This is a genomic window from Streptacidiphilus sp. PAMC 29251 (assembly GCF_054208735.2).
On record NZ_CM135725.2, the window covers coordinates 1,834,405 to 1,859,986 of the forward strand.

The window sequence follows — 25,582 nt, forward strand, 5'->3', positions numbered from 1 at the left end:
TTCCTCCCTCAACCAACACACCAACGCGTTACGGACAAGTCCCTAGTCCGATCAGAACGCCGATGGGGCCTCTCCGCCAGGCAGAGCGGACCGTCCGGGGGAATCTGACCCCCGATCAGACCCGTGCCGGAGCCAGCGCAGCACGAACAGGCTGCTCAGCGCCGCCAGCGCGCACCAGGTGGAGACGAACGCGGTCTGCCACAGCGTCAGGCACACCGCCGCGCCGACCCCGCAGACGAGGCCCAGCCGGCGGATGTCCGGCTGCCCGGAGGCGACCAGCGCGCCCACCGTGGCCAGCAGGTAGCCGGCGCCGACCAGGGTCGAGTGCGGGACGCCCACGCCGTAGCGCACCGTGTGCCCGTCGATGGTCGCGGTGACCGGCCCGTCCGCCACCGCGACGGCCAGCACCACCGAGGAAACCAGGCCCACCGCGAGGAACGGCAGGATCCGGCCCCGCCGCGCCGGGGCGGCCACCAGCAGCACCGCGAGCGGGACCAGGGTCGGCAACAGCGGATAGGCGATCACCGCCCACACCGTCCGGGCCGCCGCCGCGGCACCGCCGCCGAGCCGCCCCTCCGCCCCCCACCAGACCAGGGCCTCGACCAGCTGGTGCGTCCCGAGCACCAGCGGCAGCGCCGCCAGCGGCAGCTCCCGGACCCGGCGCACCCGGGTCAGCGCGACCAGGCCGAGCCCGGCCACCACGCCGCCCGCCACCAGATCGGCCGTGGAACTCCAGCACACCGCTGCCTCCCGACGGCGCGCCGGGACCGGCACGTCCGTCCGGCCAACGTAACCGCGGCGGCGGCGCCTCGCGCGGCGAGTCTGCGTCGAGCGGACAGCGCTGCTCAGGGGGCCTTCGGCGGCGTCACCGGGCGGCCGTCCGACATCCTGTTGTTGCTCCACACATTGCCCGCCCCGCCCGCGTTCCAGGCGGTGACGGCGCCGTAGAAACCACTGTTCGGGTGGTACTGGGTGGAGAAGACATTGTTGGTGACCTTGATCCCGTTCGCCCCCTTGCCGCCCCCGTACAGCGCGTAGGCGCCGCCGGCCAGCCAGTTGTCGTCGACGGTGGCGTTGGCGACCGAGCCGGTGTCCGCGAACAGGCCGATGCTGGCCGAGGCGCCCTGGTCCACCGCCACCGGGTTGAGCAGGGTGTTGTGACGGATGATCAGCTGCCCGGTGTTGCCGCCGTCGCTGATCACGGCGTTGGTGTGCTGCCACTCGCCGCCGAGGTTCCGGAACGCGGACACGTCGTGCAGGTAGTTGTCGTGCAGGTTGCCCTGCCCATGGACAGCATGTCGCCGTAGCCGGAGATGTCGTTCCAGCCGACCTCGACCGAACTGCCGCCCATGTTGGACACCGCGTAGTCCTCACCGCCGTTGTCCAGCCCCTTGCCCGGGACCCCGACGATGGTGGTGTGCAGCACCCGCAGGCCGCTGAACCCCTTGCGTAGGTTGATCCCCCACCAGTTGGTCGAGGTGATCCGGCTGTCGATGACGGTGACGTTGTTGGCGTAGATGTCCAGCGAGCCGGTGATGTCCCAGCCGCTGATCACGGCTCCGTCGGTGGCGATGCTCAGCGCCCCGGTGCGGTGCGGCTTGAGCCCGATCCGCGGTCCGGTGCTGTGCGCGTCCGGCCAGCCGCAGGCGCCGGGCGAGGCACAGCCGCCGTGGGCGGGCAGGTGCCCGGTGACCACGGGCTCCGGCGAGTCGTTCACCCTGGCCGCGGCGGACGGCCCGACGGTGCACAGACCCGCGGCGCACCCGGGGTCCTTGTGCCCGGCCCGGTCGGCTAACGCCACCGCGGCGATCGCCAGGACAGCCGCCAGTACCAGTCCCAGTCGTAGGACCAGGCCCTTCGTCCGAGACATGGGTCCCTTTCAGGAGGACGTGGCTGCTTCAGGAGGATTTGGCTGCGATGAGCGACTTGACCAGACCGGCCATGTGCTCGTTGATCACCCGCGAGTGCGGGAAGTAGTGCTGCATCTCGGAGCGGCTGATCAGCTCGGTGCACATGGCCGAACGCAGCCCCTCCTCGGTGCTGCCGGCCCGGCTGTGCGCCAGCGGCCAGTAGCGGGCGAGCTCCGCCCTGGCCGCCAGCGGCAGGAACTGGAAGCCGGGGAACAGCCAGTGCGGCTCGATCGGGAAGTACCGGTACGGGGTCTGCACCCAGTGCCGGGGCGCCAGCCGGTGCACCGCCTCGGCGAAGCGGAGCCGCTGGGTGTGGCCGCCGACGTGCTCCAGCACCGAGTTGGAGTACACCAGGTCGTACTCGGTGGCGAGGATCCGCTCGGAAAGGGCGGTGGCGTCGCTGAACTCGGCCCGGATCCAGTCCGGGACCTCGGCGGGCGGATCCTCCAGCAGGTTGACCACATGCACCCGGGCCGGCCGCACCGGGGCCCGTAACCAGGTCTCGACGGTTCCGCCGAGGTCGATCACGCTCATCTCGCCGATGCCGGGGAAGGTGTCGGCGAACACCTCCCACCGCTGGGCCCGTTTGCGCGCGCCCAGTGAATCCGGCGCGTCCACGAATCGGTCGCGTAAGTGCTGCATGTCCAGAACTCGTTGCTTCGCCATGCCTACCCCCCCGGGTCGGTCTGTCCTCGGCTGCACCGTTCATCACTGTACGCGCACAGGTGCCTGCGGACGGTGCGTTTCGCCGACTACGGCCGGACCGCCTCCGACGAGGAACGACGGGTGACGACGGGTGACGACGCCGCCGAAGGGCCGTACCCGACCCTGCCAGGGACTACTCGAGCGCTGCTCGGGCACATATCCGAGATACTGGTGCAATCCATGGTGCGAACCGCCCGGCCATGCGGGAGTATCGACTGCGCCGTCACACCCACTAGGCACGGAGATGGTTCTCGTGGCACACGTTCCCCTGCTGTCGGTGCGGGGGATCTCGCGGAGGTTCGGCGCGGTCCAGGCGCTGGACGACGTCGATCTGGAGATCAACGAGGGCGAAGTGGTCGCCCTGGTGGGTGACAACGGCGCGGGCAAGTCCACCCTGGTCAAGACCATCGCCGGGGTGTCCCCTCCGGACGCCGGGGTGATCGACTGGGGCGGCCTCCCGCTGGACCTGACCAGTCCGCTGCGCACCCAGAACCTGGGCATCGCCACGGTCCACCAGGACCTCTCGCTCTGCGACAACCTCGACACCGTCGCCAATCTCTTCATCGGCCGCGAGCTGCGCAAGTTCGGCGTCTTCCTCAACGAGGTCGAGATGGAGAAGCGCTCCCGCCGGCTGCTGAGCGACCTGGCCAGCCGGATCCCCAGCGTGCGGGTCCCGGTCGGCACCCTCTCCGGCGGCCAGCGCCAGGCCGTCGCCATCGCCCGGGCGCTGATCGGCGCCCCCAAACTGGTGCTCCTGGACGAGCCCACCGCCGCCCTCGGCGTCGAGCAGACCGCCCTGGTGCTGCGGCTGATCACCCGGCTGCGGGACCAGGGCGTGGGCGTGCTGCTGGTCAGCCACGACCTGGACAGCGTGCGCGCGGTCGCCGACCGGGTGGAGGTGCTGCGGCTGGGCCGCAACAGCGGCTCCTTCGACACCAAGTACGCCACCCAGGAACAGATCATCTCGGCCATCACCGACAACCACGCGCTGGCGGTGACCCTGCAAGCAGAGCCTGCTCCCGCGCGGGCTGCCGGCCCAGGACGCCCTGGACGTGGCCTACCGCTACCTGCCGGCGCAGGGGGCCGTCGGCGGCGACTGGTTCGACGTCATCCCGCTGTCCGGCACCCGGGTCGCCCTGGTGGTGGGGGACATCGTCGGGCACGGGATGCACGCCGCCGCGACCATGGGACGGCTGCGCACCGCGGTGCACAACTTCTCCATGCTGGACCTGCCCCCCGACGACCTGCTGGCGCACCTGGACGAGCTGGTCGCCAGGATCGACAAGGACGAGACCGGCCCGAACGGCGAGAGCTCAATCACCGGGGCCACCTGCCTCTATGCGATCTACGACCCGGTCTCCCGCTCCTGCGAACTGGCCCGGGCCGGCCACGTCCCGCCCGCCCTGGTGCACCCCGACGGCACGGTGGAGTTCCTGGAGCTCCCGGCCGGACCGCCGCTGGGCCTGGGCGGACTGCCCTTCGAGACGGTGCGGCTGGAACTGCCCGAGGGCAGCCAACTGGTGCTGTACACCGACGGGCTGATCGAGGACCGCACCCGCGACATCGACGTCGGCCTCTCGCTGCTGAACGACGCCCTCTCCGGCTCGGGGCACACCCCGCAGGAGACCTGCGACGCGGTGCTGGACGCGCTGCTGCCCGCCCTGCCCAAGGACGACATCGCGCTGCTGGTGGCCCGCACCCGGGCGCTGCCGGACGACCAGATCGCCCAGTGGGAGGTTCCGTTCGACCCCCAGGCGGTGGCCGGCGCCCGGGCCGCGGCCAGCCTCAAGCTGACCCAGTGGGGGCTGGAGGACATGGTGTTCGTCACCGAGCTGATCCTCAGTGAGCTGATCACCAACGCCATCCGCTACGCCAGCGGACCGATCCACGTCCGGCTGCTGCGGGCCCGCACCCTGATCTGCGAGGTGTCGGACACCAGCAGCAGCACCGCCCCGCACCTGCGCTACGCGGCCACCACCGACGAGGGCGGACGCGGACTGTTTCCTGGTCGCCCGGCTCGCCGAGCAGTGGGGCACCCGGTACACCCCGACCCGCAAGATCATCTGGGCCGAGCAACTGCTCCCGGACCAGCCCGCGCCCGGCTGACGAGCGCCGGGCGCGGCGGGCCGAGGTGTGGCGCGGCGGGCAACCCGATTGCTACGGAGCCGAGTTGGGCACGTTCGGGTAGGCGGCGAACTCGCCCGCCGGCGTGTGCCCCGGCTCGGTGTACTCGGTGCCGACCTGGGCGCACCTGTTGCTCTGGTTCGCGGTCTGCACATTGGCGTTGCTGAGCGCGGCCTTGGTGTCCACCGCGGGCTTCACCGGCTTCGAGCCGGGGAAGGTGCTGCCGCTGGTCCAGTCCGCGCCGATGACCAGCTTCAGCCCGGCGGCGCTGCCCTGCTTGAGCGCCTTCGCCGGCAGCCCGAGTGCCTTGGCCGTCGCCTCGGCCTTGGCCGCGTCGCCCGGGCCGTAGGTCAGCGTGGTCGTGGCCGGGGACACCGAGTCGGAGTAGCCGGCCGTGCCCCGGTTGAACCCCTCCTTGACCAGGTCGGCGGCGAGGGCGTCGGAGCGGCCGTTGACGCTGGTGCCGTTGTAGACCCCGACCGTGATCGTGGACAGCGCCGGACCGGCCGGCGTGGTCGGCGCGCTGGGCTGGCCGGTCGCGGTGCTGCCGCCGCCGGCCGAGGTCAGCGACTGGTCGTTGATGATGGCGTTGAAGAGGACCGGGGCGCCCGCGGTGTCCTCCTGGACGTCCTCCTTGTACAGCGGGTTGGTGCCGCTGTAGGCGACGTTCTGCATGGTGGTGAAGGTGATCCGGTCGGTGGCCACCTTGTTGAGGTCGTCCGCCAGACCGATCAGCTTGGGGATGGTGTTGAGGTTGTCGCTGACGGTCAGCGCCTTGGTCGCGGCGTCCGCGATCCGGTACATGGCCAGCGAGTCGGTGACGGTCTTCTCGGTCTTCAACTTGTTGATCATGTCGGTGAAGAAGATGTGCGTCGCGGTGGTGCGTCCGGTGCTGTCGCTGCCGGAACCGAAGGCGTGCCGGGTGCGCAGGAACTCCAGCGCGGCCTTCCCCTTCAGATTGTGGGTGCCCTTGGTCAGCTTCAGACCCGAGTAGATGTCGTACATGTTGCTGCTGACGCAGACGTTCACCCCGCCCAGGGCGTTGGACATGTCGACCACACCGCTGAAGTCGACCATCGCATAGGCGTCCACGGTGATGCCGGTGAGCTTGTGCACGGCCGCGGCCGTACAGCTGGGACCGGTCTGCAGGCTGCTGTTGATCAGCCCGGTGGCGTCGTGGGCGCAGTCGGGGAGCTGGGTGACGGTGTCGCGGGGAATGCTCACCACGGTGATGTTGCTGCGGTCCGCCGACAGGTGCACCAGCATCTGCACGTCCGCGTTGGCGCCGACACCGGCGTCGCCGCCCAGCTTGGCGTCCCCGGCGGAGGCACGGGTGTCCGAGCCGATCAGCAGCAGGTTGTACGGGGTCCGGCCGAAGGGGTCCGGCTTCTCCACGCCGACGGCCTTGGCCTTGTCGCCGCCCGAGTAGAGCGGCGCCGACTTGATGTTCCCCGACAGGTGCATGTACACGTAGCCGACACCGCCACCCGCGGCGACCAGGACCACGGCGAGCGTCCAGCCCACGGACTTCAGGACCTTCCGGCGCGTTCCGCGCTGGGCCTTGCGTCGTGCGGCACGCCCCGGCGCGGGCGTGCCGCCGGGTATCTCGCCGGTCGCACCGTCCCGCGCTCCGTCCACCGCAGGTGTGGCCCCACTCATTCGTCCTCCGGTGCTCAACATTGCCATGGCCTATCTGATCCTTGACGCTCTGGAGACACATTAGGTTGCACACATGTTCAATTTTTTACGGTTGTGCAGCTGACAATGGACAGCCAAAGGCTGACGAGTTCCGGAACCCGTCCATCTGCTTGACATGGTGTTTACAAGGTCGGAACCTTCGAGTCACACCCGTGAGAGCGCTCTCACGCCACTGGCACCTTCCGACAGGGGACTTGCATGCCAGTCCAACCCTCCACCCCCACAAGCCCGCTGACCAGGCGTCAGCACGGCCGGGCCGCGCTTGCGATGGCCCTCGCGGCCACCCTGGTCGCGGCCCTGCTGCTGGCCCTCACCGGCTCACCCGCGCACGCAGCAGGCACGCTGCTGTCGCAGGGCAAGCCGGCCACCGCGTCCTCCACCCAGGCCGTCGGCACCCCCGCCTCCGCCGCCGTGGACGGCGACACCACCACCCGCTGGTCCTCGGCCTTCAGCGACCCGCAGTGGCTCCAGGTCGACCTCGGCGCCTCCGCCTCGATCAGCCAGGTGGTGCTGACCTGGGAGGCCGCGTACGGCACCGCGTTCCAGATCCAGACCTCCCCGGACGGGACCGCCTGGACCTCGATCTACTCCACCACCACCGGCGCCGGCGGCACGCAGACCCTCAATGTCACCGGCACCGGCCGCTACGTCCGGATGTACGGGACGGCCCGGGCCACCCCCTACGGCTACTCGCTCTACGAGTTCCAGGTCTACGGCACCGGCGGCACCGGCGGCCCGACCACGCCGCCGCCGACCACCCAGCCGCCCGGCAGCTGCGGCACCGCCAACGCCGCGCTGAACCGCCCGGCCACCGCCTCCTCCACCGAGAACGCGACCTTCCCGGCCTCCGCCGCGGTCGACGGCAACACCGGCACCCGCTGGTCCAGCGCCGCCGCCGACCCGCAGTGGCTGCAGATCGACCTCGGCAGCTCGCTGCCGGTCTGCCAGGTGGTGCTGAACTGGGAGACCGCCTACGCGTCCGGCTTCCAGATCCAGCTCTCCACCGACGGCACCACCTGGAGCAACTTCTACACGACCGCCACCGGCACCGGCGGCACGCAGACCGTCACCGTCTCCGGCACCGGGCGCTACCTGCGCCTCTACGCCACCGCCCGCGGCACCCAGTGGGGCGACTCGCTGTGGGAGCTGACCGTGCACACCCTCGGCGGCGCCACCACCCCGCCGACCTCGGCGCCGCCGAGCACCAACCCGCCCGGCGGCGGCAACGGCAACTGCCCCTGGGTGGGCTCCACCGCGCCGGTCGCCACCCGGGTCGCCCAGGTCATGGCGCAGATGACGCTGGACCAGAAGATCTCGATCCTGCACGGCAACGGCAACGCCACCCCGTACATCGGGAACATCACCGGCATCCCCTCGCTCTGCATCCCCGACATCGGGCTGCAGGACGGCCCGGCCGGCGTGGGCGACGGCCTGGGCGGGGTCACCCAGATGCCCTCCGGCAACCTCTCCGCGGCCACCTTCGACACCGCCCTGGAGCAGCAGTACGGCGCGGCCATCGGCGCCGAGTTCGCCGGCAAGGGCGCGGCCGTGGCCCTCGGCCCGACCCTGAACATCGTCCGCGACCCGCGCTGGGGCCGGGCCTTCGAGAGCTTCAGCGAGGACCCCTATCTGTCCGGGCAGATGGCCGCCGCCGACATCAAGGGCATCCAGAGCCAGGGCGTGATGGCCGAGGCCAAGCACGCCGCGGTCTACAACATCGAGAACCCGGCCGGGACCGTGGTGGTGGACAGCCGCACCATGCAGGAGCTCTACCTGCCGGCCTTCCAGACCGCTGTCACCCAGGGCGCGACAGCCGCGGTGATGTGCGCGTACAGCAACGTCAACAGCGTCCCCGCCTGCCAGAACCCGGCCCTGCTGAACACCCCGCTCTACCAGCAGGCCGGCTTCGGCGGCTTCGTCACCAGCGACTGGGGCGGCACCCACTCCACCGTGGAGTCGGCCAACGCCGGGCTCACCGTGGAGATGCCCAACGGCTACTTCTTCGCCGACTTCCTCAAGCAGGCGGTCCAGGCCGGGACGGTCAGCCAGGCCACCCTGGACACCATGGTCACCCGGCTGCTGACCCAGTTCTTCGCCTTCGGCCTGTTCGACAAGGCCCCCAGCGGCTCGCCCACCGCGACCGTCACCACCGCCGCCCACAACGCGGTCGCCCTGCAGGGCGCCGAGGAGGGCACCGTCCTGCTCAAGAACAACGGCATCCTGCCGCTGTCCACCGCCACCACCCACTCCATCGCGGTGCTCGGCTGGGACGGCGGGGCCGGGGTGCAGTCCATCGGCGGCGGCAGCGCCACCGTCACCAGCTCGGGGACGGTCTGGCCGCTGACCGGGCTGCAGAACCGGGTGGCCGGCACCAGCACCACCGTCACCTACAACGACGGCACCGACCTCACCGCGGCCACCAACCTGGCCCGCAGCTCGGACGTGGCCATCGTCTTCGCCAGCGACAACTACGGCAACGAGGAGCACGACACGACCACCCTGGACCTGCCGGGCACCCAGAACCAGCTGATCGAGGACGCGGTCGCGGCCAACCCCCACACCATCGTGGTCCTCAACAACAACTCGGCCGTCTCGATGCCCTGGCTGAACCAGGTCGCGGGCGTGTTCGAGGGCTTCTACTCCGGCCAGCAGATCGGCACCGCGATGGCCGCGCTGATCTTCGGCGACGTCAACCCGTCCGGCAAGCTGCCGGTCACCTTCCCCAACAGCCTGGCCGACGTGCCGGCCAACACCCCGGCGCAGTGGCCCGGCGTCAACAACCAGATCACCTACTCCGAGGGCCTGGACGTCGGCTACCGCTGGTACGACGCCAAGAACATCACCCCGATGTTCCCGTTCGGCTTCGGCCTGTCCTACACCAGCTATGCCTTCAGCAACCTCCAGGTCGGCGCGCTGAACGGCGGCAACGCCACGGTCACCGCGACCGTCACCGACACCGGCGCCAAGGCCGGCACGGACGTGGTGCAGCTCTATGTGGGCGACCCCGCCTCCACCGGGGAACCCGTGCACCAGCTGCGCAACTTCCAGCGGGTCAGCCTCACCCCGGGCCAGGCCAAGACCGTGACCTTCACGGTGTCGGCGCACGACCTGGCGTACTGGAACACCGCGAGCAGCAACTGGACCACCGCGGCGGGCAGCTACCAGATCCTGGTCGGCGACTCCTCCCGCAACCTCCCGCTCACCGGCAACCTCACCGTGGCCACCGCGATGACCGCCAAGGCCACGGCCGACACCGACGCCGCGACCAGCGGCGCCGCCCAGCTCACCGTGGCCAACCCGCACGGGATGAGCAGCCCGGTCGGCGCCCCGGTCAGCTGGGCCTTCGCCCAGCCCGCCGCAGGCACCTCGGCAGCGGGCATCACCTACGGCGCCACCGGCCTGCCCGCCGGTCTGGCCATCAGCTCCACCGGCCTGATCTCGGGCTCGGCCACGACCACCGGCAGCTACACCGTCACGGTCACCGCCAGGAACACCGCCGGCGCCTCGGGCAGCGCCACCTTCGTCTGGACCACCACGCCCAGCAAGAAATAGCACCTCGTGCCGGGTCGCTCGGGATCTTCCCGAGTGGCCCGGCGTGCGCAGGGCAGGCGTGAAGCGCGGCCTTGGGATATACGTGGAAGACGCCCAGGCGCCAGGACAGAAGGAGCACGCATGCGACAGGACAAGCACCCCGAGTACACTCCCGTGGTCTTCCGCGACAAGTCCGCGGGCTACGCCTTCCTCACCCGGTCCACTGCCACCAGCGAGCAGACCATCGAGTGGGACGACGGCAACACCTACCCGGTCGTGGACGTGGAGATCTCTGCGGAAAGCCATCCCTTCCACACCGGGCGGGCCCGGGCGGTGGACCCGCAGGGTGCGATCGCCAAGTTCGAACAGCGCTACGGCGGCGGGAGCGGACAGGGAGAAGGCAGTGGCCAGGGCAGCGACGCCGTGCGCACCCCCACCCCGGACGAGGTCACTCCCGACCGGCTGCTGCACACCGGCGCGGAGGGGGAGGTCTCGGCCGAGGACCTGGTCATGGCCAGCGGACGGGACGTGACCCCGAAGACTCTGGAGTGGGCCCGCCGCCAACTGGCCGAGCAGGGCCGGATCGCGGTCGAGAAGCAGCTCCCCTGAGCTGACTCCTCGGCATCGGCATCGCAGTGCATCGGCATAGCAGTGCATCGGCATCGCAGTAGCACCGCAGCGGCCCGGCGACAGTGAGTCGCCGGGCCGTCAGGCCAGCTCGCCCAGGGACCGGGTCGTCGTCCGGTCGGCCCGGCCGCGGCGGCTCAGGGACAGGAAGAGCGGGCGGAACAGGCCGGCCGCACCGGCCAGGACCAGCAGGATCAGTCCGGCGATCAGCAGCACCGGAGTGAACCGCACCGCCGGTATCCCGACCACGAGCAGCACGCTGACGGCGCCGAGCAGCGCCAGGACCAGGACCTCCTGCTCGGCGCGCAGCACGTTCCAGACGTGCCAGAGCCGGTTCAGCCTCATCGTCCGCATCCGCCGGTCGAGTTCCGCGTCGGCCCGCAGCCGCTCCTCGATACCGGCCAGGATCTGCTGCTCACGCCAGGACAACGCGGATCCGTCCACCGTTGCCACCTCCTCGTCCGTACTTCCCAGTAAGGCTTCCCTGAGGAGCAACTGCCCGGGCAACTTCTTTCCATACACCGAGGCGGCGCCCCGCACCGGGCGTCGGCGGGGCGCCGCTCACGCCCGACTTGGATCGAACGCCTTTCGAGCGTGACATGTACGCAGCATCCAAGGCAAGGGCCCAGCGCCACTCGGCCCGGCCCGTCGTGTCAGAGCTTCGGTGCGACCGCGTGGGCCGTCCGGTCGGGAACCGCCACACCCCGCTTGCGGATCTCGAACCAGGTGAGCAGCGCGGCGGCGACCATCAGTCCGGCGCAGATCCAGACCGCTCCCCGGAACGCCGCGTCGACCGCGTCGGCGGAGCGGTACTGGTCCCCGGTGAGCCCGACCAGGGCCGGCAGCGCCGCCACCGCCAGCAGGCTGCCGATCCGGGCCGCCGCGTTGTTGACGCCGCTGGCGATCCCGGCCCTGCGGTCCTCCACCGCGTTCAGGGCGGTCGCCGTCAGCGGCGCGACCAGCAGGGTCATTCCGCAGCCCAGCACGGTCGCGGCCGGCAGCACGTCCGCCAGGTAGGAGGCGGTCGGGCCGATCCGCAGCATCAGCAGGATCCCGGTGGCCGCCAGCAGCGGGCCGACCGTGAGCGGCACCCGCGGGCCGATCCGGTCGCCCAGCCGCGCGGCGGACGGGGACAGAGTGAGCATGATCAGCGTCAGCGGCAGGGTGCCGAGACCGGCCAGCAGCGGCGGGAAGCCGGCCGCGATCTGCAGTTCCAGCACCAGGAAGAACAGCACCCCGCCCATCGCCGCGTAGATCAGCACGGTGACCAGGTTGACCACGGTGAACAGCCGCGAGGAGAACAGCCCCAGCGGCAGCATCGGCACCGGCGCCCGCCGTTCCACCAGCACGAACGCACCCGCCGCCAGCACCGCGACCGCCGCCGCCCCGACCGACCAGCCCAACCCGCTCGCGGTGCTGGTCAGCGCGGCCGTGATCGCCCCCAGCGCCAGCGCGGCCAGCGCCGCCCCGGTCATGTCGAAGCGTCCGGTGGCGGTCTCGTCCCGGTTCTCCGGGACGTGCCGCAGGCCGACCAGCACCACCGCGACGGCCAGCGGCAGATTGATCAGGAACACCCAGCGCCAGCCGGGCCCGCCCACCAGCCAGCCGCCCAGCAGCGGCCCGAGCGCCCCGGCCACCCCGCCGAGCCCGGACCACAGCCCCACCGCCGCGGCCCGGTCCTCGTGCCGGAACACCGACTGGATCAGCGCCAGCGAGCCGGGGGTGAGCAGCGCCCCGCCGACCCCTGCAGCGCCCGCGCCGCGACCAGTACCCAGGCGTCCGGCGCCAGCCCGCAGGCCGCCGACGCCAGCGCGAACCAGACCACCCCGATCAGGAACACCCGGCGCCGCCCGTAGCGGTCGCCGAGGGCGCCGCCGAGCAGGATCAGCCCGGCCAGGGTCAGCAGATAGGCGTTCACCGACCACTGCAGCGCGGCCAGCGAGGCATGCAGATCCGCCCCGATGTGCGGCAGCGCGACATTCACCGCGGTCCCGTCGATCATCGCCATCGCCGACCCCAGCACGGTGGTGAACAACACCCACCGCCCAGCCGCCGACGCCAGCACCACCCCGCCGCCTGCGGTTGTGTCGCCCGCCGCCGCGTCGTCCGCCGCTGTGCCGCTCATCGCTCCGCGCTCCCCTGCTGCCGCCCGCCGGGCCATGCTCCCGACCATTGATCAGCATGCCCGTCCGCGCGGCAGCGGTACTCGCCACAGCCGCTCCGGTCTCGTCGTCTCCCTAGCCTTGATCGAACTGGGCCACGACGCGCCCACCACCATTGCCCTGACGCGGCATGGGTGCTCAACGCCATGTACGAGCACGGACCGTGGCCGGACAACCTGTCGTACCACGAGTATCACCAGGCGCATCTGGCGGACGGGAGCATCCAGCCCCACATCACTGCGGGCATCGACCTCGACGCTGTGACCATCGCCACGGGAGGCGGCCTGGGCCGCGCCGAGCACCCCGGCCGCGGTTGGCAGCGGCTGCCCTGGGCCGAACTCGCCCGACGGACCGGCGACCCCGTCGTACCCGACGGGCTGCTGCCCTCCCACCGTTGTTTCTCCTCGGCCAAGAAGAAGGGCAGTTGGCCGCTCGGCATCAATCCGCCCACCGAGGGGAGCCTGGACCGTGATACCTGGAACCGGCTGATCGGCATCCTCACCGCGTACGGTTCCGCAGGTCCGGACACGCCATGCCTGGCCTACTACAGCCCGCTATTGCTCGGGGCCACGAACTTCGACAAGCTCCACGTGCGTGCGGGGCGCCTCGGTGATGCCGAGACCTTGTACGACAATCCCGAGGTCGACTTCAGCCCGTCCAACCTCTGGGCCAAGGACCGCTCATGGGTACTGTGCACCGACTACGACCTGTGGGCCACCAAGGTCGCCGGACCCCCAGCCCTCATCGAAAGCGCTGCTGAACGACGCCGAGATCGAGGCACTACGACTGCCCTGGTCGGCCTGACGATGAGCAGGCGCACGCCCGCCTCAAAACCCGAAGCCTGAGCGCTTCCACGTGTACCCGGCTGAGCATGTTCGCCTGTTCGCCGGCACCACGCCGCTCATTCCCAGAGGTCCGCACCGTCACCACTCGGATCCATCATCAGCAGGTCCTCATGGAGACCCGAGAGGAGTCGGCCGGTGGGGGCCCCGTTCTCACCGGACTCCATGACCACCCAACCAGCCTCGGTGCCGGACGCCTCTCCATCGGCACCGCAATCAAGCTGATCGACCGTAGCGAAGACGGCTTCGTAGGCAACAGTCCTTGCCAGACGTACCAGGTCATCCCTGTCCGCCCCCGCATCCAGCAGTCGCCGAGCCGCCGCGACTTGCTCCAAGGCTTCCCGACCGCCCCAGCTGTCGATCGAATCACGCCACAGGGAACGGAGCAGTACGTAGCGCGCCAGTTGCGGATGGTTCTCTTCGATGTCCGATCTCGTCCACTCCAACGCATCGGTTGCACCGAGGACGTCGAACTGGGTTCGGAGCGCCTCTGCTGCGGCCTGTTCAGTGGGAGAGAGCCCGGACAACCACAGCTGCCACTTCGCCTCGGCATCATCCATCGCACCAGGATGCCCCAGCGGCCACCCAAAGTGATCAAGATCAGTAGCTTTCACGGAAGCGTGGTCGAAGCCGTGCCGCTAAGCGACCGGAAGGGTACGGGCGACGGTGGTATCGACGGCATGTGCACGCCCGTGAGGATCATCGCCAGCTGCTCGAGCCGCCCTGACATCGTCCGGCTCAAGTCGCTGCTGGAGACCGGCGAGATCCTGCCGCAGGCGCCATGGGAGAAGACCCCCGACGCACCCGCCTGAAACGCACGATCGACACTCGAGCAGGCCAGCTGATTGTGATGTGCGTCGCATATGGGGTTCATAAGTGCCAGATGAAACGGAATGGTCATTCCGATGACGTAGTCTCCGATCATGGCATCGGAATGACCATTCCGTTTGGCTCGCGCCCGCACTGATCGAGATCGAGGGAGTTCCATGGCGTCCGATACCCGACGCACGCATCACCAGGTGACCTTCGCCGTCCTCGCGGCGGGCGTCGCCGCGTACGCGCTGCTGCAGTCCCTGGTCACGCCTGTGCTGCCGACCATCCAGGCCAGTCTGCACACCACCCAGAACACGGTCACCTGGGTCCTCACCGCCTATCTGCTCTCGGCCTCGATCTTCACTCCGATCATGGGCCGGATCGGCGACATGATCGGCAAGGAGCGGGTCTTCGTCGCGACGCTGATAGCCCTGGCGGTCGGCTCGCTGCTGGCCGCCCTCGCCACCAATGTCACCGTGATGATCGTCGCCCGGGTGATCCAGGGCGTCGGCGGCGGTGTGCTGCCGCTCGCCTTCGGCATCATCAGGGACGAGTTCCCGCGCGAGAAGCTGAACGGCGCGATCGGCACCATCGCCTCGCTGACCGCGGTCGGCGGCGGGCTCGGCGTCGTCCTCGCCGGACCGATCGTCAACGCCCTGGACTACCACTGGCTGTTCTGGCTGCCGATGATCCTGACCATCGCCGCCGCGATCGCCGCCGCCCTCTTCATCCCCGAATCCCCGGTGCGCACCCCCGGAAGGATCAGCTGGCAGCCCGCCGTGCTGCTCTCCGCCTGGCTGGTCGCGCTGCTGCTGGCACTGAGCCAGGCCCCGGTCTGGGGCTGGGGCTCCGGCAAGGTGATCGGCCTGCTGGTGCTGGCCGTCGTGCTCGCGGTCGGCTGGGTCGAGGTCGAGCGGCGCTCGGCCACCCCGCTGATCGACATGACGATGATGCGGCTCCGTGCCGTGTGGACCAACAATGTGGTCGCGCTGCTGGTCGGTGTCGGCATGTACTCGGTGTTCGCCTTCCTGCCCGAGTTCGTGCAGACCCCGTCCTCCGCGGGATACGGCTTCGGCGCCAGCATCACCCAGTCCGGGCTGATCCTGCTGCCGTCCACCGTCACCATGTTCTTCATCGGCATGGCCGCGGGCGGCTTCGCCCGCCGGATCGGCGCCAAGAGCGTGGTCCTGATCGGCTGCCTGATCAGCGCCGCCGCGATGGCGATGCTCGCCTTCGCGCACGGCCAGCAGTGGGAGCTGTACGTCGCCACAGCGATCTTCGGCATCGGCCTCGGCCTGGCCTTCGCGGCCATGTCCAGCCTGATCGTCGGGGCGGTGCCGCCGGCCCAGACCGGCGTCGCCAGCGGGATGAACGCCAACATCCGCACCATCGGCGGTTCCATCGGCGCGGCCCTGATGACCAGCATCGTCACCGCCAAGGCCGCCCCCAGCGGGCTGCCGGTCGAGGCCGGCTACACCAACGGCTTCGCGATGCTCGCCGTGGCGCTCGGCGTCGCCGCCGTCGCCGCCCTGCTCATCCCCGCCTCCGGACGCTCGCGCGCGGTCGGCGGCTCACTGCCGGCGGACGAGCCGGAGCACGCGGAGCTGGGCCTGGTCGCCGGCGGCACCCTGATCGGCGACAAGCCCGAGTAGGCTTTCCAGCCAAGTCCACACCCCTTCCCCACCCCGTCCCCATCCCCGTCCCTCACCCCCCGGTGACCTCTGACCTGGAGCGACGATGGCCGTACAGCACGCGGACGCAGGCAGCGACGCACGGCCGCTGCGCCGCGACGCGGTACGCAACCACCAGCTGGTCGTCGACGCCGCCCGCGACGTGCTGTCCGAGTTCGGCACCGACGCCAGCATGGAGCTCATCGCGGCCAGGGCGGGGGTCGGGGTGGGCACGGTCTACCGGCGCTTCCCCAACAAGGAGGCGCTGATCGACGAGCTGGTCCGGCTGATCCTGACCGAGCTCATCACGGCCGCCGAACTGGAGCTGGCCAAGGACGAGGGCGGAGGCGCGGGCGCGGGCGCAGGCCTGGAGAACTTCCTGCGGGTCCTCGGCCGCTCCTTCGACGAGCACCGGGGCTACGCCGACAAGCTCATCGCCCACACCAAGGCGGCCTGCGCCGCGCACCTCCGCTCCCTGATCGGCGCGCTGCTCACCCAGGCCCAGCAGCACGGCCAGGTCCGAGCGGACATCACCCTCGGCGATGTCATGTCGACCGTCTACAGCCTGCGCGGCCTGGTGGCGTCCACCGGCGCGGTCGCCCCGGCGGCCTGGGAACGCTACCTGGACATCCACCTGGCCGGCTTCCGCTCCCCCACCGCCCCCAGCAGCCGCCCCTCGCTCACCGCCGACGAACTGGCCCGGATCGGCGGCGCCTCCGCCTGAACCGTAGCCCGGCGTACCGATTCCACCGTTTTCCGGCGGCATGTCCGTGCGAACGGGCATCCTGGGCCCGGACCTGGCCGCGTCGGTGCGGGTACGAGGACCCGCCGGGTTCCGACCGCAGCGCCACGGCACCTCGGGAGGGGACCCCGCATGCCTTCAGCCGCTCCGTACCGCTCGCCGCACCCACGTACCCGCAAGCGACACCGGTTCGCCGCCCTGGCCTCGGCCACGGCGCTGGCACTGACCGGGCTGGCGGCCTTAACCGCCCCCGCCGCACAGGCCGCCGACGGCCCCTCACCCTCGGTCTACACCGCCGACTCGGGGTCGAACACGGTCACCGCGATCGATCCCGCGACCAACACCGTGACCGCCACGATCCCGGTCGGCAGGAACCCCTCCGGGGTCGCCGAGAACGCCGCGCACTCCCGGGTCTACGTCGCCGACACCGGCGACGGCACCGTCTCGGTGATCGACACCGCGACCAACACGGTGATCGACACCGTCGCCGGGTTCACCCACTCCTTCGGTCTCGCGGTCACCCCGGACGGGTCCAGGGTCTATGTCACCAATGAGTCGGGCAACACGGTCTCGGTGATCGACACCGCCACCGACACCGTCACCGGCAGCCCGATCACCGTGGGCGGCAACCCCTTCCGGGTGTCGGTGAGCCCGGACGGGGCCAGCGTCTATGTGAGCAACTCCGGCTCCAACTCGGTCTCGGTGATCAGCACCGTGACCAACACGGTCAGTGCCACCATCGGGGTCGGTTCCTCACCCGTGGTACTCAAGACCAACCCGGCCGGGACCAGGCTGTACGTCGCCAACCAGGGCTCCAACTCGGTCTCGGTGATCGACACCTCGGCGGCCGCGGTGATCGGCACCATCGGGGTCGGCTCCATCCCGCAGGGCCTGGCCGTCAGCCCGGACGGATCCCAGCTCTATGTCACCGACCAGGGCGACAACGCCATCTCAGTGGTCAGCACCGCCACCAGTGCGGTCACCGCGACCATCGGCGTCGGCGCCAACCCGGTCGCGGTGGTCTTCGACTCCACCGGGGCGCATGCCTATGTCGCCGACTACAACGACTCCGCCGTCTCCGTGGTCGACACCGCCGCCCAGGCCGTGACCAGCACGGTCAGCACCGGCAGCCACCCCTACGACCTCACGCCTGACGGCGTCCTGCCGCCCCCGGTCCCGGTGGTGACCGCGGTCAGCCCCAGCTCGGGTCCGCCCGCCGGCGGCACCGTGGTGACGATCACCGGCAGCCACCTCAGCGGCGCCACCATCAGCTTCGGCAGCCACAGCGCCACCGCCGTGTCGTGCAGCGCGACCTCCTGCACCGCCACCTCCCCGGCCGGCACCGCCCCGGACACCGTGGACGTCCGGGCCACCACCGCCGACGGCACCAGCGCCATCAGCGGCGCCGACCACTTCAGCTACACCGCCGCCGACGTGGGCATCACCCTGACCGCCACCCCCGTGCCCGGGCTGCTCAGCGGGAAGATCAACTACACCCTGACCATCACCAACCACGGACCCTCGGCGCTGACCTCGGCCGCCTTCAGCTCCTCCGGCAGCCTGCTCGGGGCGGCCCTGAGCTCCTCCGACTGCACCGTCTCCGGCGGCGGCTTCCACTGCACCGCGGCCGGTCTGGCGGTCGGCGCGAGCACCACCCGGCATCTCACGACGACCTTCGGCACCATCACCGTCGGCCTGCCCTGGACCGTCACCCTCACCCGCACCAGCAGCAGCCCGGTGGACCTGGTCCCCGCGAACGACAGCGCCGCGCACACCTGCACCATCGTCACCACGGCGATCATCACCTGCTGATCCTGCTGATCAGCTGACGGCCTCGTCCCGACCCCGTCCCGACCCCGGGCGGCGTGCACACTGGTAGGTATGTGCAGAAGCATCAAGACCCTGCGGCCGCCGGTGACCCCCGAGGTCGAGGACGAGGACATCAGGGCCGCCGCCCTGCAGTACGTGCGCAAGGTGTCCGGGTTCCGGGCGCCCGCGGCACACAACAAGGACGCCTTCGACGAGGCCGTCGAGGCCGTGGCCGCGGCGACCAAGCAGCTGCTGGACAGCCTGGTCGTCCGCGGCGCGCCGACCCACAGCGGGGCTCAGGGCTCCTGAGCCCCGCTGTGCCTGCCTGAACCGTCGGCCTCGCCGAACGCCGCCAGGATGCGTTCGGCGGCCAGGGTGGCGGTCAGCCGGCCGTCCCTGACCTGGTGTTCCAGGTCAGGGGTGATCCGGCGGACCACCGGGTGCTCGTGCAGCCGGGTGAGCAGCTGGTCGCGGACCATGGCCCAGGTCCAGTCGACCTGCTGCTCGCTGCGCCGGGCGGCGAGCAGCCCCAGGCCGTCCAGGATCTCCCGGTGCTGCTCGATCCGTTCCCACAGCAGGTCCAGGTCGGTGCCGTCGCGTCCGCTGCAGGTCAGCACCGGGGGCGTCCAGGCGGCGTCGGCGGTCTGCATCAGCCTTAGCGCGCCCGCGAGTTCGCGGGCCGCCGAGCGGGCGGCCAGGGCGTGTTCGCCGTCCGCCTTGTTGACCGCGACCAGGTCGGCCAGCTCCAGCACGCCCTTCTTGATGCCCTGCAGCTGGTCGCCGGTCCTGGCCAGGGTGAGCAGCAGGAAGGTGTCGACCATCTGCGCGACCGCGGTCTCCGACTGCCCCACGCCGACGGTCTCGACCAGCACCACGTCGTAGCCGGCCGCCTCCATCACCACCATGCTCTCCCTGGTGGCCCTGGCCACGCCGCCGAGTGTGCCCGAGGTGGGCGAGGGCCGGACGAAGGCGTGCGGATCCACCGCCAGCCGCTCCATCCGGGTCTTGTCACCCAGGATGGAGCCGCCGGTGCGGGTGGAGGAGGGGTCGACGGCGAGCACCGCGACCCGGTGGCCGCGGGCGGTGAGCAGAGTGCCGAGCGCGTCGATGAAGGTCGACTTGCCGACACCGGGCACCCCGCTGATGCCGACCCTTACCGCGTTGCCGGAGTGCGGCAGCAGGGCGACCAGCAGCCGCTGGGCCAGCTCGCGGTGGTCGGCCCTGGTCGACTCGACCAGGGTGACGGCCCGCGCGATGTAGGCGCGCGAGCCGTCGAGCACTCCCTTGACGTAGGCGTCCAGGTCGATGGGGCGGGCGGGCATCCGTTCCTCAGAGCTCGTCGTGGCCGAGGGACGCGGCCAGCGTCCTCAGCAGGTCGATCGCGGCGTCGGGGATGACCGTGCCGGGCGGGAACACGGCCGTCGCACCGGCGTCGTAGAGGGCCTGGAAGTCCTGCTCCGGGATCACCCCGCCGACCACGATGGTGATGTCCTCGCGCCCGGCCTCGGCCAGCTCGTGCCGCAGCGCGGGGACGAGCGTCAGGTGTCCCGCCGCCAGCGAGGAGACGCCGACGATGTGCACGTCCGCCTCCACCGCCTGCCGGGCCACCTCGGCCGGGGTCTGGAACAGCGGGCCCACGTCCACGTCGAAGCCGAGGTCGGCGAAGGCGGTGGCGATCACCTTCTGGCCGCGGTCATGGCCGTCCTGGCCCATCTTGGCGACCAGGATCCGCGGACGGCGCCCCTCCGCCTCCTCGAACGCCCGCACCAGCGCCCGGCTCTGCTCCACTGCGCTGGAAGGTCCTGCCTCGTCGCGGTACACACCGGAGATGGTACGGATCTGGCCGGAGTGCCGCCCGTAGACCGACTCCAGCGCGTCGGAGATCTCGCCGACCGTGGCCATCGCCCGGGCCGCGTCCACGGCCAGCGCCAGCAGATTGCCCTCCAGCTCGCCGCCGGCGACCGCGCCCGCCTCGGCGGAGGCGGTGAGCGCCCGCAGCGCGGCCTGGCAGGCGTCCTCGTCGCGCTCCTCGCGCAGCCGGCGCAGCTTCTCGATCTGCTGGGTGCGCACCGAGGAGTTGTCGACCTTGAGCACGTCGATCTTCTCGTCGGTGGCGACCCGGTACTTGTTGACCCCGATCACCGGCTGCCGCCCGGAGTCGATCCGGGCCTGGGTACGGGCCGCCGCCTCCTCGATCCGCAGTTTGGGGATGCCCGCGTCGATGGCCTTGGCCATGCCGCCGGCCGCCTCCACCTCCTGGATGTGCTGCCAGGCGCGCTCGGCCAGGTCGTAGGTCAGCTTCTCGACATAGGCGCTGCCGCCCCAGGGGTCGATCACCCGGCAGGTGCCGGACTCCTGCTGCAGCAGCAGCTGGGTGTTGCGGGCAATCCGGGCCGAGAAGTCGGTCGGCAGCGCCAGCGCCTCGTCCAGCGCGTTGGTGTGCAGCGACTGGGTGTGGCCCTGGGTGGCCGCCATCGCCTCGATGCAGGTGCGGGTGACGTTGTTGAACACGTCCTGCGCCGTCAGCGACCAGCCGGAGGTCTGCGAATGGGTGCGCAGCGACAGCGACTTGGGGTTCTTCGGGGCGAACTCCTGGACCAGCTTGGCCCAGAGCAGCCGGGCCGCGCGCAGCTTGGCGATCTCCATGAAGAAGTTCATGCCGATCGCCCAGAAGAACGACAGCCGGGGCGCGAAGGAGTCCACGTCCATCCCCGCCGCCAGACCGGCCCGCAGGTACTCCACGCCGTCAGCGAGGGTGTAGGCCAGCTCCAGGTCGGCCGTGGCCCCGGCCTCCTGGATGTGGTAGCCGGAGATGGAGATGGAGTTGTAGCGCGGCATCTTCTGCGAGGTGTACGCGAAGATGTCGGAGATGATCCGCATCGAGGGCTGCGGCGGATAGATGTAGGTGTTGCGGACCATGAACTCCTTGAGGATGTCGTTCTGGATGGTCCCGGTCAGCTTCTCGGCCGGCACCCCCTGCTCCTCGGCCGCGACGATGTAGAGGGCCAGGACCGGCAGCACCGCGCCGTTCATGGTCATCGACACCGACATCTTGTCCAGCGGGATGCCGTCGAACAGCTGGCGCATGTCGTAGATGGAGTCGATGGCCACCCCCGCCATGCCGACGTCCCCGGTGACCCGCGGGTGGTCGCTGTCGTAGCCGCGGTGGGTGGGCAGGTCGAAGGCGACCGAGAGGCCCTTCTGACCCGCCGCCAGATTGCGGCGGTAGAAGGCGTTGGACTCCTCGGCGGTGGAGAAGCCCGCGTACTGACGGACCGTCCACGGCTGGTTCACGTACATGGTGGGGTACGGGCCGCGCAGGAACGGGGCGATGCCGGGGTAGGTGCCCAGGAAGTCCACCTCGGCCAGGTCCTCGGCGCCGTAGAGCGGCTGGACGGTGATGCCCTCGGGGGTCTCCCAGCCCAGGTCCTCGACCGGCTTGCCGACCGCCTGCTGCCAGGCCTCGCGCCACTCCCCGGCACCGGCCGGAACGGCGCCGGCGTCGTCGAGCTCGATCTCCGTGAAGTCAGGGATCATCACACCGCTCCGATCAGGTCGAGGGTCGAGGTGAGGACGGCGACGGCGTCGCAGCCCGTGAAGACGGCACCGTCCGTGCCCGGTACCGCGTCGGGTTTCCCGGCGACCAGCACCCGCTGCGCGCCGGCCGCCCGCAGCGCCGCCAGTAGCTCCTCGCCCTGCTCGGCGTAGAGCCGGTCGCTGGAGCAGAGGCAGGCCACGGAGGCGCCGGAGCCGGCGAAGCCCTCGGCACCCTGGCCCAGCACGGTCTCGATCCCGCCGGCCTGGAACAGGTTGGCGGCGAAGGAGGAGCGTCCGGTGTGCACCGCCGCCGGGCCGATCGCGGCCAGGTACAGCCGGGGACGCTGCCCGGTCCCGGCCAGCTCGGCGTCCGAGCGCGAGCGCAGCGCCTCGAAGGCCTGCGACCTGCGCACCTTCGGCAGGCCGCGGTGCTCCGCGGCCGCGGGCGACACCGGCAGCGGCTCGCGCAGCACCGGCTTCTCGGCCAGGTCGGGGAACTCGCTCACCCCGGTGATCGGCTCCCGGCGGTGCGCCAGGTCGGCCTCGCGCTCGGCCCAGGTGGCGGCGATCCGCTCCGGCACCAGGCCCGAGCGCAGCGCGGCGGCCTGGCCGCCGGCCCGTTCGATCTCCTGGAACCAGGCCCAGCCGGCCCTGGCCAGCTCGTCGGTCAGCTGCTCCACGTACCAGGAGCCGCCGGCCGGGTCGATCACCCGGGCCAGGTGCGACTCCTCCACCAGGATCGACTGGGTGTTGCGGGCGACCCTGCGGGCGAAGGCGTCGGACTGGCCCAGCGCGCTGTCGAAGGGCTGCACGGTGACCGCGTCCGCGCCGCCGACCCCGGCGGCCATGCAGGCCAGGGTGCCGCGCAGGATGTTCACCCAGGGGTCGCGCTCGGTGGTCATCACCGCGGAGGTCACCGCGTGCTGGCGCTGGGCGCCGGCTGCCGCGCCCGCTGCCCCGCTGGCCTGCACCACCCGGCCCCAGATCCGGCGCGCCGCGCGCAGCTTCGCGATCGTCAGGAACTGGTCGGCGGTGGCCGCGTAGCGGAACTCCAGTTGCGCGGCGGCCTGCTCGACGCCGAGCCCGGCGTCGGTGAGCGCCCGCAGATAGGCGACCCCGGTCGCCAGCGAGCAGCCCAGTTCCTGCGCGGGCGAGGCCCCGGCGTCGTGGTAGGGCAGCGCGTCCACGGTCAGCGCGCGCAGCCCGGGGTACTCGGCGACGCAGCGGACGGCCAGCGCGGCGGCCTCGGCGAGGGGCCCGGCTTCGGGCTCGGTGTCGGGCTCGGCGACCGCCTCGGCACCGGGCTGCTCGAGCCCGCCGCGGGCGAGCAGGGCGAGCGGGTCCGCGCCCAGGTTCCCGATCGCGGCGTGCGCCGGAATTCCACGCTCCTGGTACACCCGAAAGAGCTGTTCGGCGGCGGCGGTGACCTCCGCCCCGGCGTCCAGGACGATCCCGGCGAGATCCAGGTAGACCCCGCGCAGCAGCTGCGGCAGCGCCGCGATCGGCACCCCGGCGGCGCCGACCGTCAGCCATAGCGAGCCGACCCCGTTCTCCAGATCGGCCAGCACCGCCTCATTGGCCCGGGCCGGGTCGGGGTCGGTGTGCCGCTGCCGTACGTCCCAGCCGGACGCGACCGAGCCCTCGGCCCGGCCGCCGCGCACATACGGGGCAAGGCCGGGAAAGCCCTGGCCGGCCGCGCGGGCCGACCCCGCGTCCGCGGCGGTGTAGAGCGGGTGGACGCGGATGCCGTCCTGCAACTGGGTGGCGAGGGCGTCCTCCGCCTGCGCACCCGCGGCGGTCGGATGCCCCCGACTTGCGGAGGACGCCTTCGACGAGGCGCTGCCAATTCTCCCGGGTCGCCTCCGGGAAATCGGCGGCCAGGGAGAGCCCTTCGGGCGAGACCGTCATGCTGGCAGGTTAGAGCCCGTTAACCACTGATTGCAGGTCAGTCAGTCGAATGTGACCTTGCCCTCGCTGCACTGTTTGTATGGGGCAGTGCCAGAGGTTTGACTGTCACCCGAGCAGCCCCGCAAACAAGAAGCGGCGCCCCGAATCCACGCGACCGGGGCGCCGTTGCACGTCCGGGGGGACGGCGTGCACCTTTATTGTGACATGTACGTGCCCATTTGTGCCAGTCCCCCCGGCGGGCCCGGTGGCCTCCCGCCGCGCTATCCGCGCGGCAGCACCTCGGGCTGGACCGTGGTCAGCGTGGTCCAGTCGCTGGACGCCACGGTGGCGTGCGCGGCGGCCAACTGGGCCACCCTGGCCTGCGCCTCGGCGACGGTCGGGGCGGTGTCGCTGATGGCCGGGGCCACGTTCTGAGCGTCGGTCATCACCAGCAGGTAGTGGTTGACGTCGTACCAGGCGGTGTTGATGGTCCCGTTCAGATAGGTCGAGGCGTCACCGTCGAAGACCACGAACCAGGGACGCAGCGTGGTGTCGGTGTAGCGGGTGCGCGGGTCGCCGACCGCGGCGTTGTGGACCGCGGGGAAGATCTGCGCCTGGCTCAGCGTCCCGGCCGCCGACAGCGCCTTGAGGTGCTGGGCGTACTCCTTGTCGGTCCACAGCGTGTCGGTCGGGTTGGCCTCCTCCACCGTGCCGGGGATGATCTCCAGGATCACCTTTCCGGCGAGGGCGTCGCGGCTGGGCCAGTTCCCCGCCTTGGCCGCGTCGTCCAGCGTGGCGTAGCTGCCGCCGCCGGGCTTGGCGAGCAGGTCGGCGGGGCGGAAGACATCGCTGCCGAGGTGGGCGGCGATGGTCTGGTCGAGCTGGGTCGGGCCGAGCCCGTAGGTGGCCTGGAAGCCGGCCTTCAGCTCGATCTTGATCATCAGCGGGGCGTGGCCCGGGTGCGCCGCCAGCCAGACCCGGACGTCGTCCAGGCAGCTGCCCAGGTCCTTGTTGGCGCCGCCCGAGTAGAGCTGGGCGGCGGTGCTCGCGTCCACGCAGTTGTTGCTGTTCCCCAGCGGGTTGGAGTGGCTGACCTTCCACTCCTTGGTGATGAAGTCGTCCCAGACGTCCAGCTCGATCATCGACGTGCCGGTGTCCAGCGCCTTGGCGAGGTACGGGAAGGCGCTGGGGTCATAGGTGTTGTGCAGGCCGACGGTGGTGGCGCCGGCCTCCGACAGGCTGCCGCCGTCGACCGCCCCGGCCCCGCTCGGGGCCAGCAGGGCCCCGGCGAGGAGTGCGGCCGAGGCGGTACCGAGGGCGAACATGCGTCGGAACAGCGGACGGGACATGAATCCTCCTGGACGGAAGCGGTACCGCGTCACTGGCGTGCACAACGCGGCCCGCCCATGCTGACGGCGCCAGGCTAACCGCCAGTGACATGACAATGTACGACATCTGGCATCCTGCCTCCGTACAGCCCAACCCTCCGCCCCGACCCTCCGTCAGCGCCGGGCCGCCGCCGCGG

17 protein-coding genes and 5 pseudogenes are annotated in these 25,582 nt (G+C 71.0%); 10 read left to right on the forward strand and 12 right to left on the reverse strand.

The genetic code is table 11. The annotated features are described in order from the left end of the window. Nucleotides 1-51: 51 nt before the first annotated feature. The 4 genes from ACXKR8_RS08695 to ACXKR8_RS08710 all read right to left on the reverse strand — a co-directional run bounded on the left by ACXKR8_RS08695 (nucleotide 52) and on the right by ACXKR8_RS08710 (nucleotide 2,552). Entirely contained in the window at nucleotides 52-741 is a 690-nt protein-coding gene (locus ACXKR8_RS08695; protein WP_458272317.1) for a DUF6629 family protein, read from the reverse strand. Nucleotides 742-845: 104 nt separating this feature from the next. Beyond that, the gene (locus tag ACXKR8_RS08700; protein ID WP_462100415.1) at nucleotides 846-1,250 is read right to left on the reverse strand and encodes a hypothetical protein; all 405 of its coding nucleotides are present in this window, start codon (nucleotides 1,248-1,250) and stop codon (nucleotides 846-848) included. Further along, nucleotides 1,199-1,870 (reverse strand): hypothetical protein, encoded by a 672-nt coding sequence (locus ACXKR8_RS08705; protein WP_462100416.1) that lies wholly within the window; start codon nucleotides 1,868-1,870, stop codon nucleotides 1,199-1,201. The genes ACXKR8_RS08700 and ACXKR8_RS08705 overlap by 52 nt, the downstream gene beginning before the upstream one ends. A gap of 28 nt (nucleotides 1,871-1,898) precedes the next feature. After that, nucleotides 1,899-2,552: a class I SAM-dependent methyltransferase gene (locus ACXKR8_RS08710; protein WP_462100417.1), complete on the reverse strand. Its 654-nt coding sequence runs from the start codon at nucleotides 2,550-2,552 to the stop codon at nucleotides 1,899-1,901. Nucleotides 2,553-2,859: 307 nt separating this feature from the next. Here ACXKR8_RS08710 and ACXKR8_RS08715 point away from each other — a divergent pair. Together ACXKR8_RS08715 and ACXKR8_RS08720 are read left to right on the forward strand one after the other, a co-directional pair. Further along, nucleotides 2,860-3,327, forward strand: a pseudogene (locus ACXKR8_RS08715) (ATP-binding cassette domain-containing protein); the annotation flags it as partial. Between the two features lie 261 nt (nucleotides 3,328-3,588). Further along, nucleotides 3,589-4,721, forward strand: a pseudogene (locus ACXKR8_RS08720) (SpoIIE family protein phosphatase); the annotation flags it as partial. A 51-nt stretch (nucleotides 4,722-4,772) separates the two neighbouring features. On the opposite strand, the gene ACXKR8_RS08725 reads toward ACXKR8_RS08720, so the two are convergent. Further along, nucleotides 4,773-6,398, reverse strand: a complete 1,626-nt coding sequence (locus ACXKR8_RS08725; protein ID WP_458272320.1) for an LCP family protein — start codon at nucleotides 6,396-6,398, stop codon at nucleotides 4,773-4,775. Between the two features lie 237 nt (nucleotides 6,399-6,635). Between ACXKR8_RS08725 and ACXKR8_RS08730 the strand changes: the two genes are divergently transcribed. Continuing rightward, a complete protein-coding gene (locus ACXKR8_RS08730; protein WP_458272321.1) occupies nucleotides 6,636-9,989 on the forward strand; it encodes a discoidin domain-containing protein in 3,354 nt (1,117 codons plus the stop codon). A gap of 120 nt (nucleotides 9,990-10,109) precedes the next feature. Beyond that, a pseudogene (locus ACXKR8_RS08735) lies at nucleotides 10,110-10,370 on the forward strand (type B 50S ribosomal protein L31); the annotation flags it as partial. Nucleotides 10,371-10,676: 306 nt separating this feature from the next. On the opposite strand, the gene ACXKR8_RS08740 reads toward ACXKR8_RS08735, so the two are convergent. After that, nucleotides 10,677-11,039 carry a DUF3040 domain-containing protein gene (locus ACXKR8_RS08740; RefSeq protein WP_458272322.1) on the reverse strand — a complete coding sequence of 121 codons (363 nt, stop codon included), beginning with the start codon at nucleotides 11,037-11,039 and terminating at the stop codon, nucleotides 10,677-10,679. Between the two features lie 209 nt (nucleotides 11,040-11,248). Continuing rightward, nucleotides 11,249-12,768, reverse strand: a pseudogene (locus ACXKR8_RS08745) (MFS transporter). Nucleotides 12,769-12,903: 135 nt separating this feature from the next. On the opposite strand from ACXKR8_RS08745, the gene ACXKR8_RS08750 reads away from it, so the two are divergent. Continuing rightward, the gene (locus tag ACXKR8_RS08750; protein ID WP_462100418.1) at nucleotides 12,904-13,602 is read left to right on the forward strand and encodes a hypothetical protein; all 699 of its coding nucleotides are present in this window, start codon (nucleotides 12,904-12,906) and stop codon (nucleotides 13,600-13,602) included. A gap of 56 nt (nucleotides 13,603-13,658) precedes the next feature. Here the strand turns inward: ACXKR8_RS08750 and ACXKR8_RS08755 are convergent, their stop codons facing one another. After that, nucleotides 13,659-14,159: a hypothetical protein gene (locus ACXKR8_RS08755; RefSeq protein ID WP_458272325.1), complete on the reverse strand. Its 501-nt coding sequence runs from the start codon at nucleotides 14,157-14,159 to the stop codon at nucleotides 13,659-13,661. 120 nt (nucleotides 14,160-14,279) lie between these two features. Between ACXKR8_RS08755 and ACXKR8_RS08760 the strand changes: the two genes are divergently transcribed. From ACXKR8_RS08760 to ACXKR8_RS08780, 5 genes are all read left to right on the forward strand, one after another. Further along, nucleotides 14,280-14,411, forward strand: a complete 132-nt coding sequence (locus ACXKR8_RS08760) for a hypothetical protein (protein ID WP_458272326.1) — start codon at nucleotides 14,280-14,282, stop codon at nucleotides 14,409-14,411. 174 nt (nucleotides 14,412-14,585) lie between these two features. Beyond that, nucleotides 14,586-16,064: an MFS transporter gene (locus ACXKR8_RS08765; RefSeq protein ID WP_458272327.1), complete on the forward strand. Its 1,479-nt coding sequence runs from the start codon at nucleotides 14,586-14,588 to the stop codon at nucleotides 16,062-16,064. Between the two features lie 85 nt (nucleotides 16,065-16,149). After that, the gene (locus ACXKR8_RS08770) at nucleotides 16,150-16,806 is read left to right on the forward strand and encodes a TetR/AcrR family transcriptional regulator (RefSeq protein WP_458272328.1); all 657 of its coding nucleotides are present in this window, start codon (nucleotides 16,150-16,152) and stop codon (nucleotides 16,804-16,806) included. A gap of 150 nt (nucleotides 16,807-16,956) precedes the next feature. Then, complete coding sequence (locus tag ACXKR8_RS08775) at nucleotides 16,957-18,636, forward strand: beta-propeller fold lactonase family protein (RefSeq protein WP_458272329.1); 1,680 nt, start codon at nucleotides 16,957-16,959, stop codon at nucleotides 18,634-18,636. Between the two features lie 69 nt (nucleotides 18,637-18,705). Beyond that, nucleotides 18,706-18,942 (forward strand): DUF2277 domain-containing protein, encoded by a 237-nt coding sequence (locus ACXKR8_RS08780; RefSeq protein ID WP_458272330.1) that lies wholly within the window; start codon nucleotides 18,706-18,708, stop codon nucleotides 18,940-18,942. Here the strand turns inward: ACXKR8_RS08780 and meaB are convergent. The 4 genes and pseudogenes from meaB to ACXKR8_RS08800 form a co-directional block, all read right to left on the reverse strand. Further along, nucleotides 18,930-19,955 carry a methylmalonyl Co-A mutase-associated GTPase MeaB gene (gene meaB, locus ACXKR8_RS08785; protein WP_458272331.1) on the reverse strand — a complete coding sequence of 342 codons (1,026 nt, stop codon included), beginning with the start codon at nucleotides 19,953-19,955 and terminating at the stop codon, nucleotides 18,930-18,932. The two genes, ACXKR8_RS08780 and meaB, sit on opposite strands and share 13 nt — an antisense overlap. A 7-nt stretch (nucleotides 19,956-19,962) precedes the next feature. Then, complete coding sequence (gene scpA / locus ACXKR8_RS08790) at nucleotides 19,963-22,170, reverse strand: methylmalonyl-CoA mutase (protein ID WP_458272332.1); 2,208 nt, start codon at nucleotides 22,168-22,170, stop codon at nucleotides 19,963-19,965. Then, nucleotides 22,170-24,078, reverse strand: a pseudogene (locus ACXKR8_RS08795) (methylmalonyl-CoA mutase family protein). The gene scpA and the pseudogene ACXKR8_RS08795 overlap by 1 nt, the downstream one beginning before the upstream one ends. 260 nt (nucleotides 24,079-24,338) lie before the next feature. Then, on the reverse strand, nucleotides 24,339-25,406 hold the full coding sequence (locus ACXKR8_RS08800) for a phosphatidylinositol-specific phospholipase C domain-containing protein (protein WP_458272334.1): 1,068 nt from the start codon (nucleotides 25,404-25,406) through the stop codon (nucleotides 24,339-24,341). Nucleotides 25,407-25,582 lie beyond the last annotated feature (176 nt).

What these genes read in the sequence shown, in the direction of transcription:
- ACXKR8_RS08770 (WP_458272328.1), top strand. Translation starts at nt 16,150, where the DNA reads ATGGCCGTACAGCACGCGGACGCAGGCAGCGACGCACGGCCGCTGCGC.
- ACXKR8_RS08705 (WP_462100416.1), bottom strand. Translation starts at nt 1,870, where the DNA reads ATGTCTCGGACGAAGGGCCTGGTCCTACGACTGGGACTGGTACTGGCG.
- ACXKR8_RS08780 (WP_458272330.1), top strand. Translation starts at nt 18,706, where the DNA reads ATGTGCAGAAGCATCAAGACCCTGCGGCCGCCGGTGACCCCCGAGGTC.
- scpA (WP_458272332.1), bottom strand. Translation starts at nt 22,170, where the DNA reads ATGATCCCTGACTTCACGGAGATCGAGCTCGACGACGCCGGCGCCGTT.
- ACXKR8_RS08710 (WP_462100417.1), bottom strand. Translation starts at nt 2,552, where the DNA reads ATGCAGCACTTACGCGACCGATTCGTGGACGCGCCGGATTCACTGGGC.
- ACXKR8_RS08755 (WP_458272325.1), bottom strand. Translation starts at nt 14,159, where the DNA reads ATGGATGATGCCGAGGCGAAGTGGCAGCTGTGGTTGTCCGGGCTCTCT.
- ACXKR8_RS08765 (WP_458272327.1), top strand. Translation starts at nt 14,586, where the DNA reads ATGGCGTCCGATACCCGACGCACGCATCACCAGGTGACCTTCGCCGTC.
- ACXKR8_RS08800 (WP_458272334.1), bottom strand. Translation starts at nt 25,406, where the DNA reads ATGTCCCGTCCGCTGTTCCGACGCATGTTCGCCCTCGGTACCGCCTCG.
- meaB (WP_458272331.1), bottom strand. Translation starts at nt 19,955, where the DNA reads ATGCCCGCCCGCCCCATCGACCTGGACGCCTACGTCAAGGGAGTGCTC.
- ACXKR8_RS08730 (WP_458272321.1), top strand. Translation starts at nt 6,636, where the DNA reads ATGCCAGTCCAACCCTCCACCCCCACAAGCCCGCTGACCAGGCGTCAG.
- ACXKR8_RS08750 (WP_462100418.1), top strand. Translation starts at nt 12,904, where the DNA reads ATGTACGAGCACGGACCGTGGCCGGACAACCTGTCGTACCACGAGTAT.
- ACXKR8_RS08760 (WP_458272326.1), top strand. Translation starts at nt 14,280, where the DNA reads ATGTGCACGCCCGTGAGGATCATCGCCAGCTGCTCGAGCCGCCCTGAC.
- ACXKR8_RS08725 (WP_458272320.1), bottom strand. Translation starts at nt 6,398, where the DNA reads ATGAGTGGGGCCACACCTGCGGTGGACGGAGCGCGGGACGGTGCGACC.
- ACXKR8_RS08775 (WP_458272329.1), top strand. Translation starts at nt 16,957, where the DNA reads ATGCCTTCAGCCGCTCCGTACCGCTCGCCGCACCCACGTACCCGCAAG.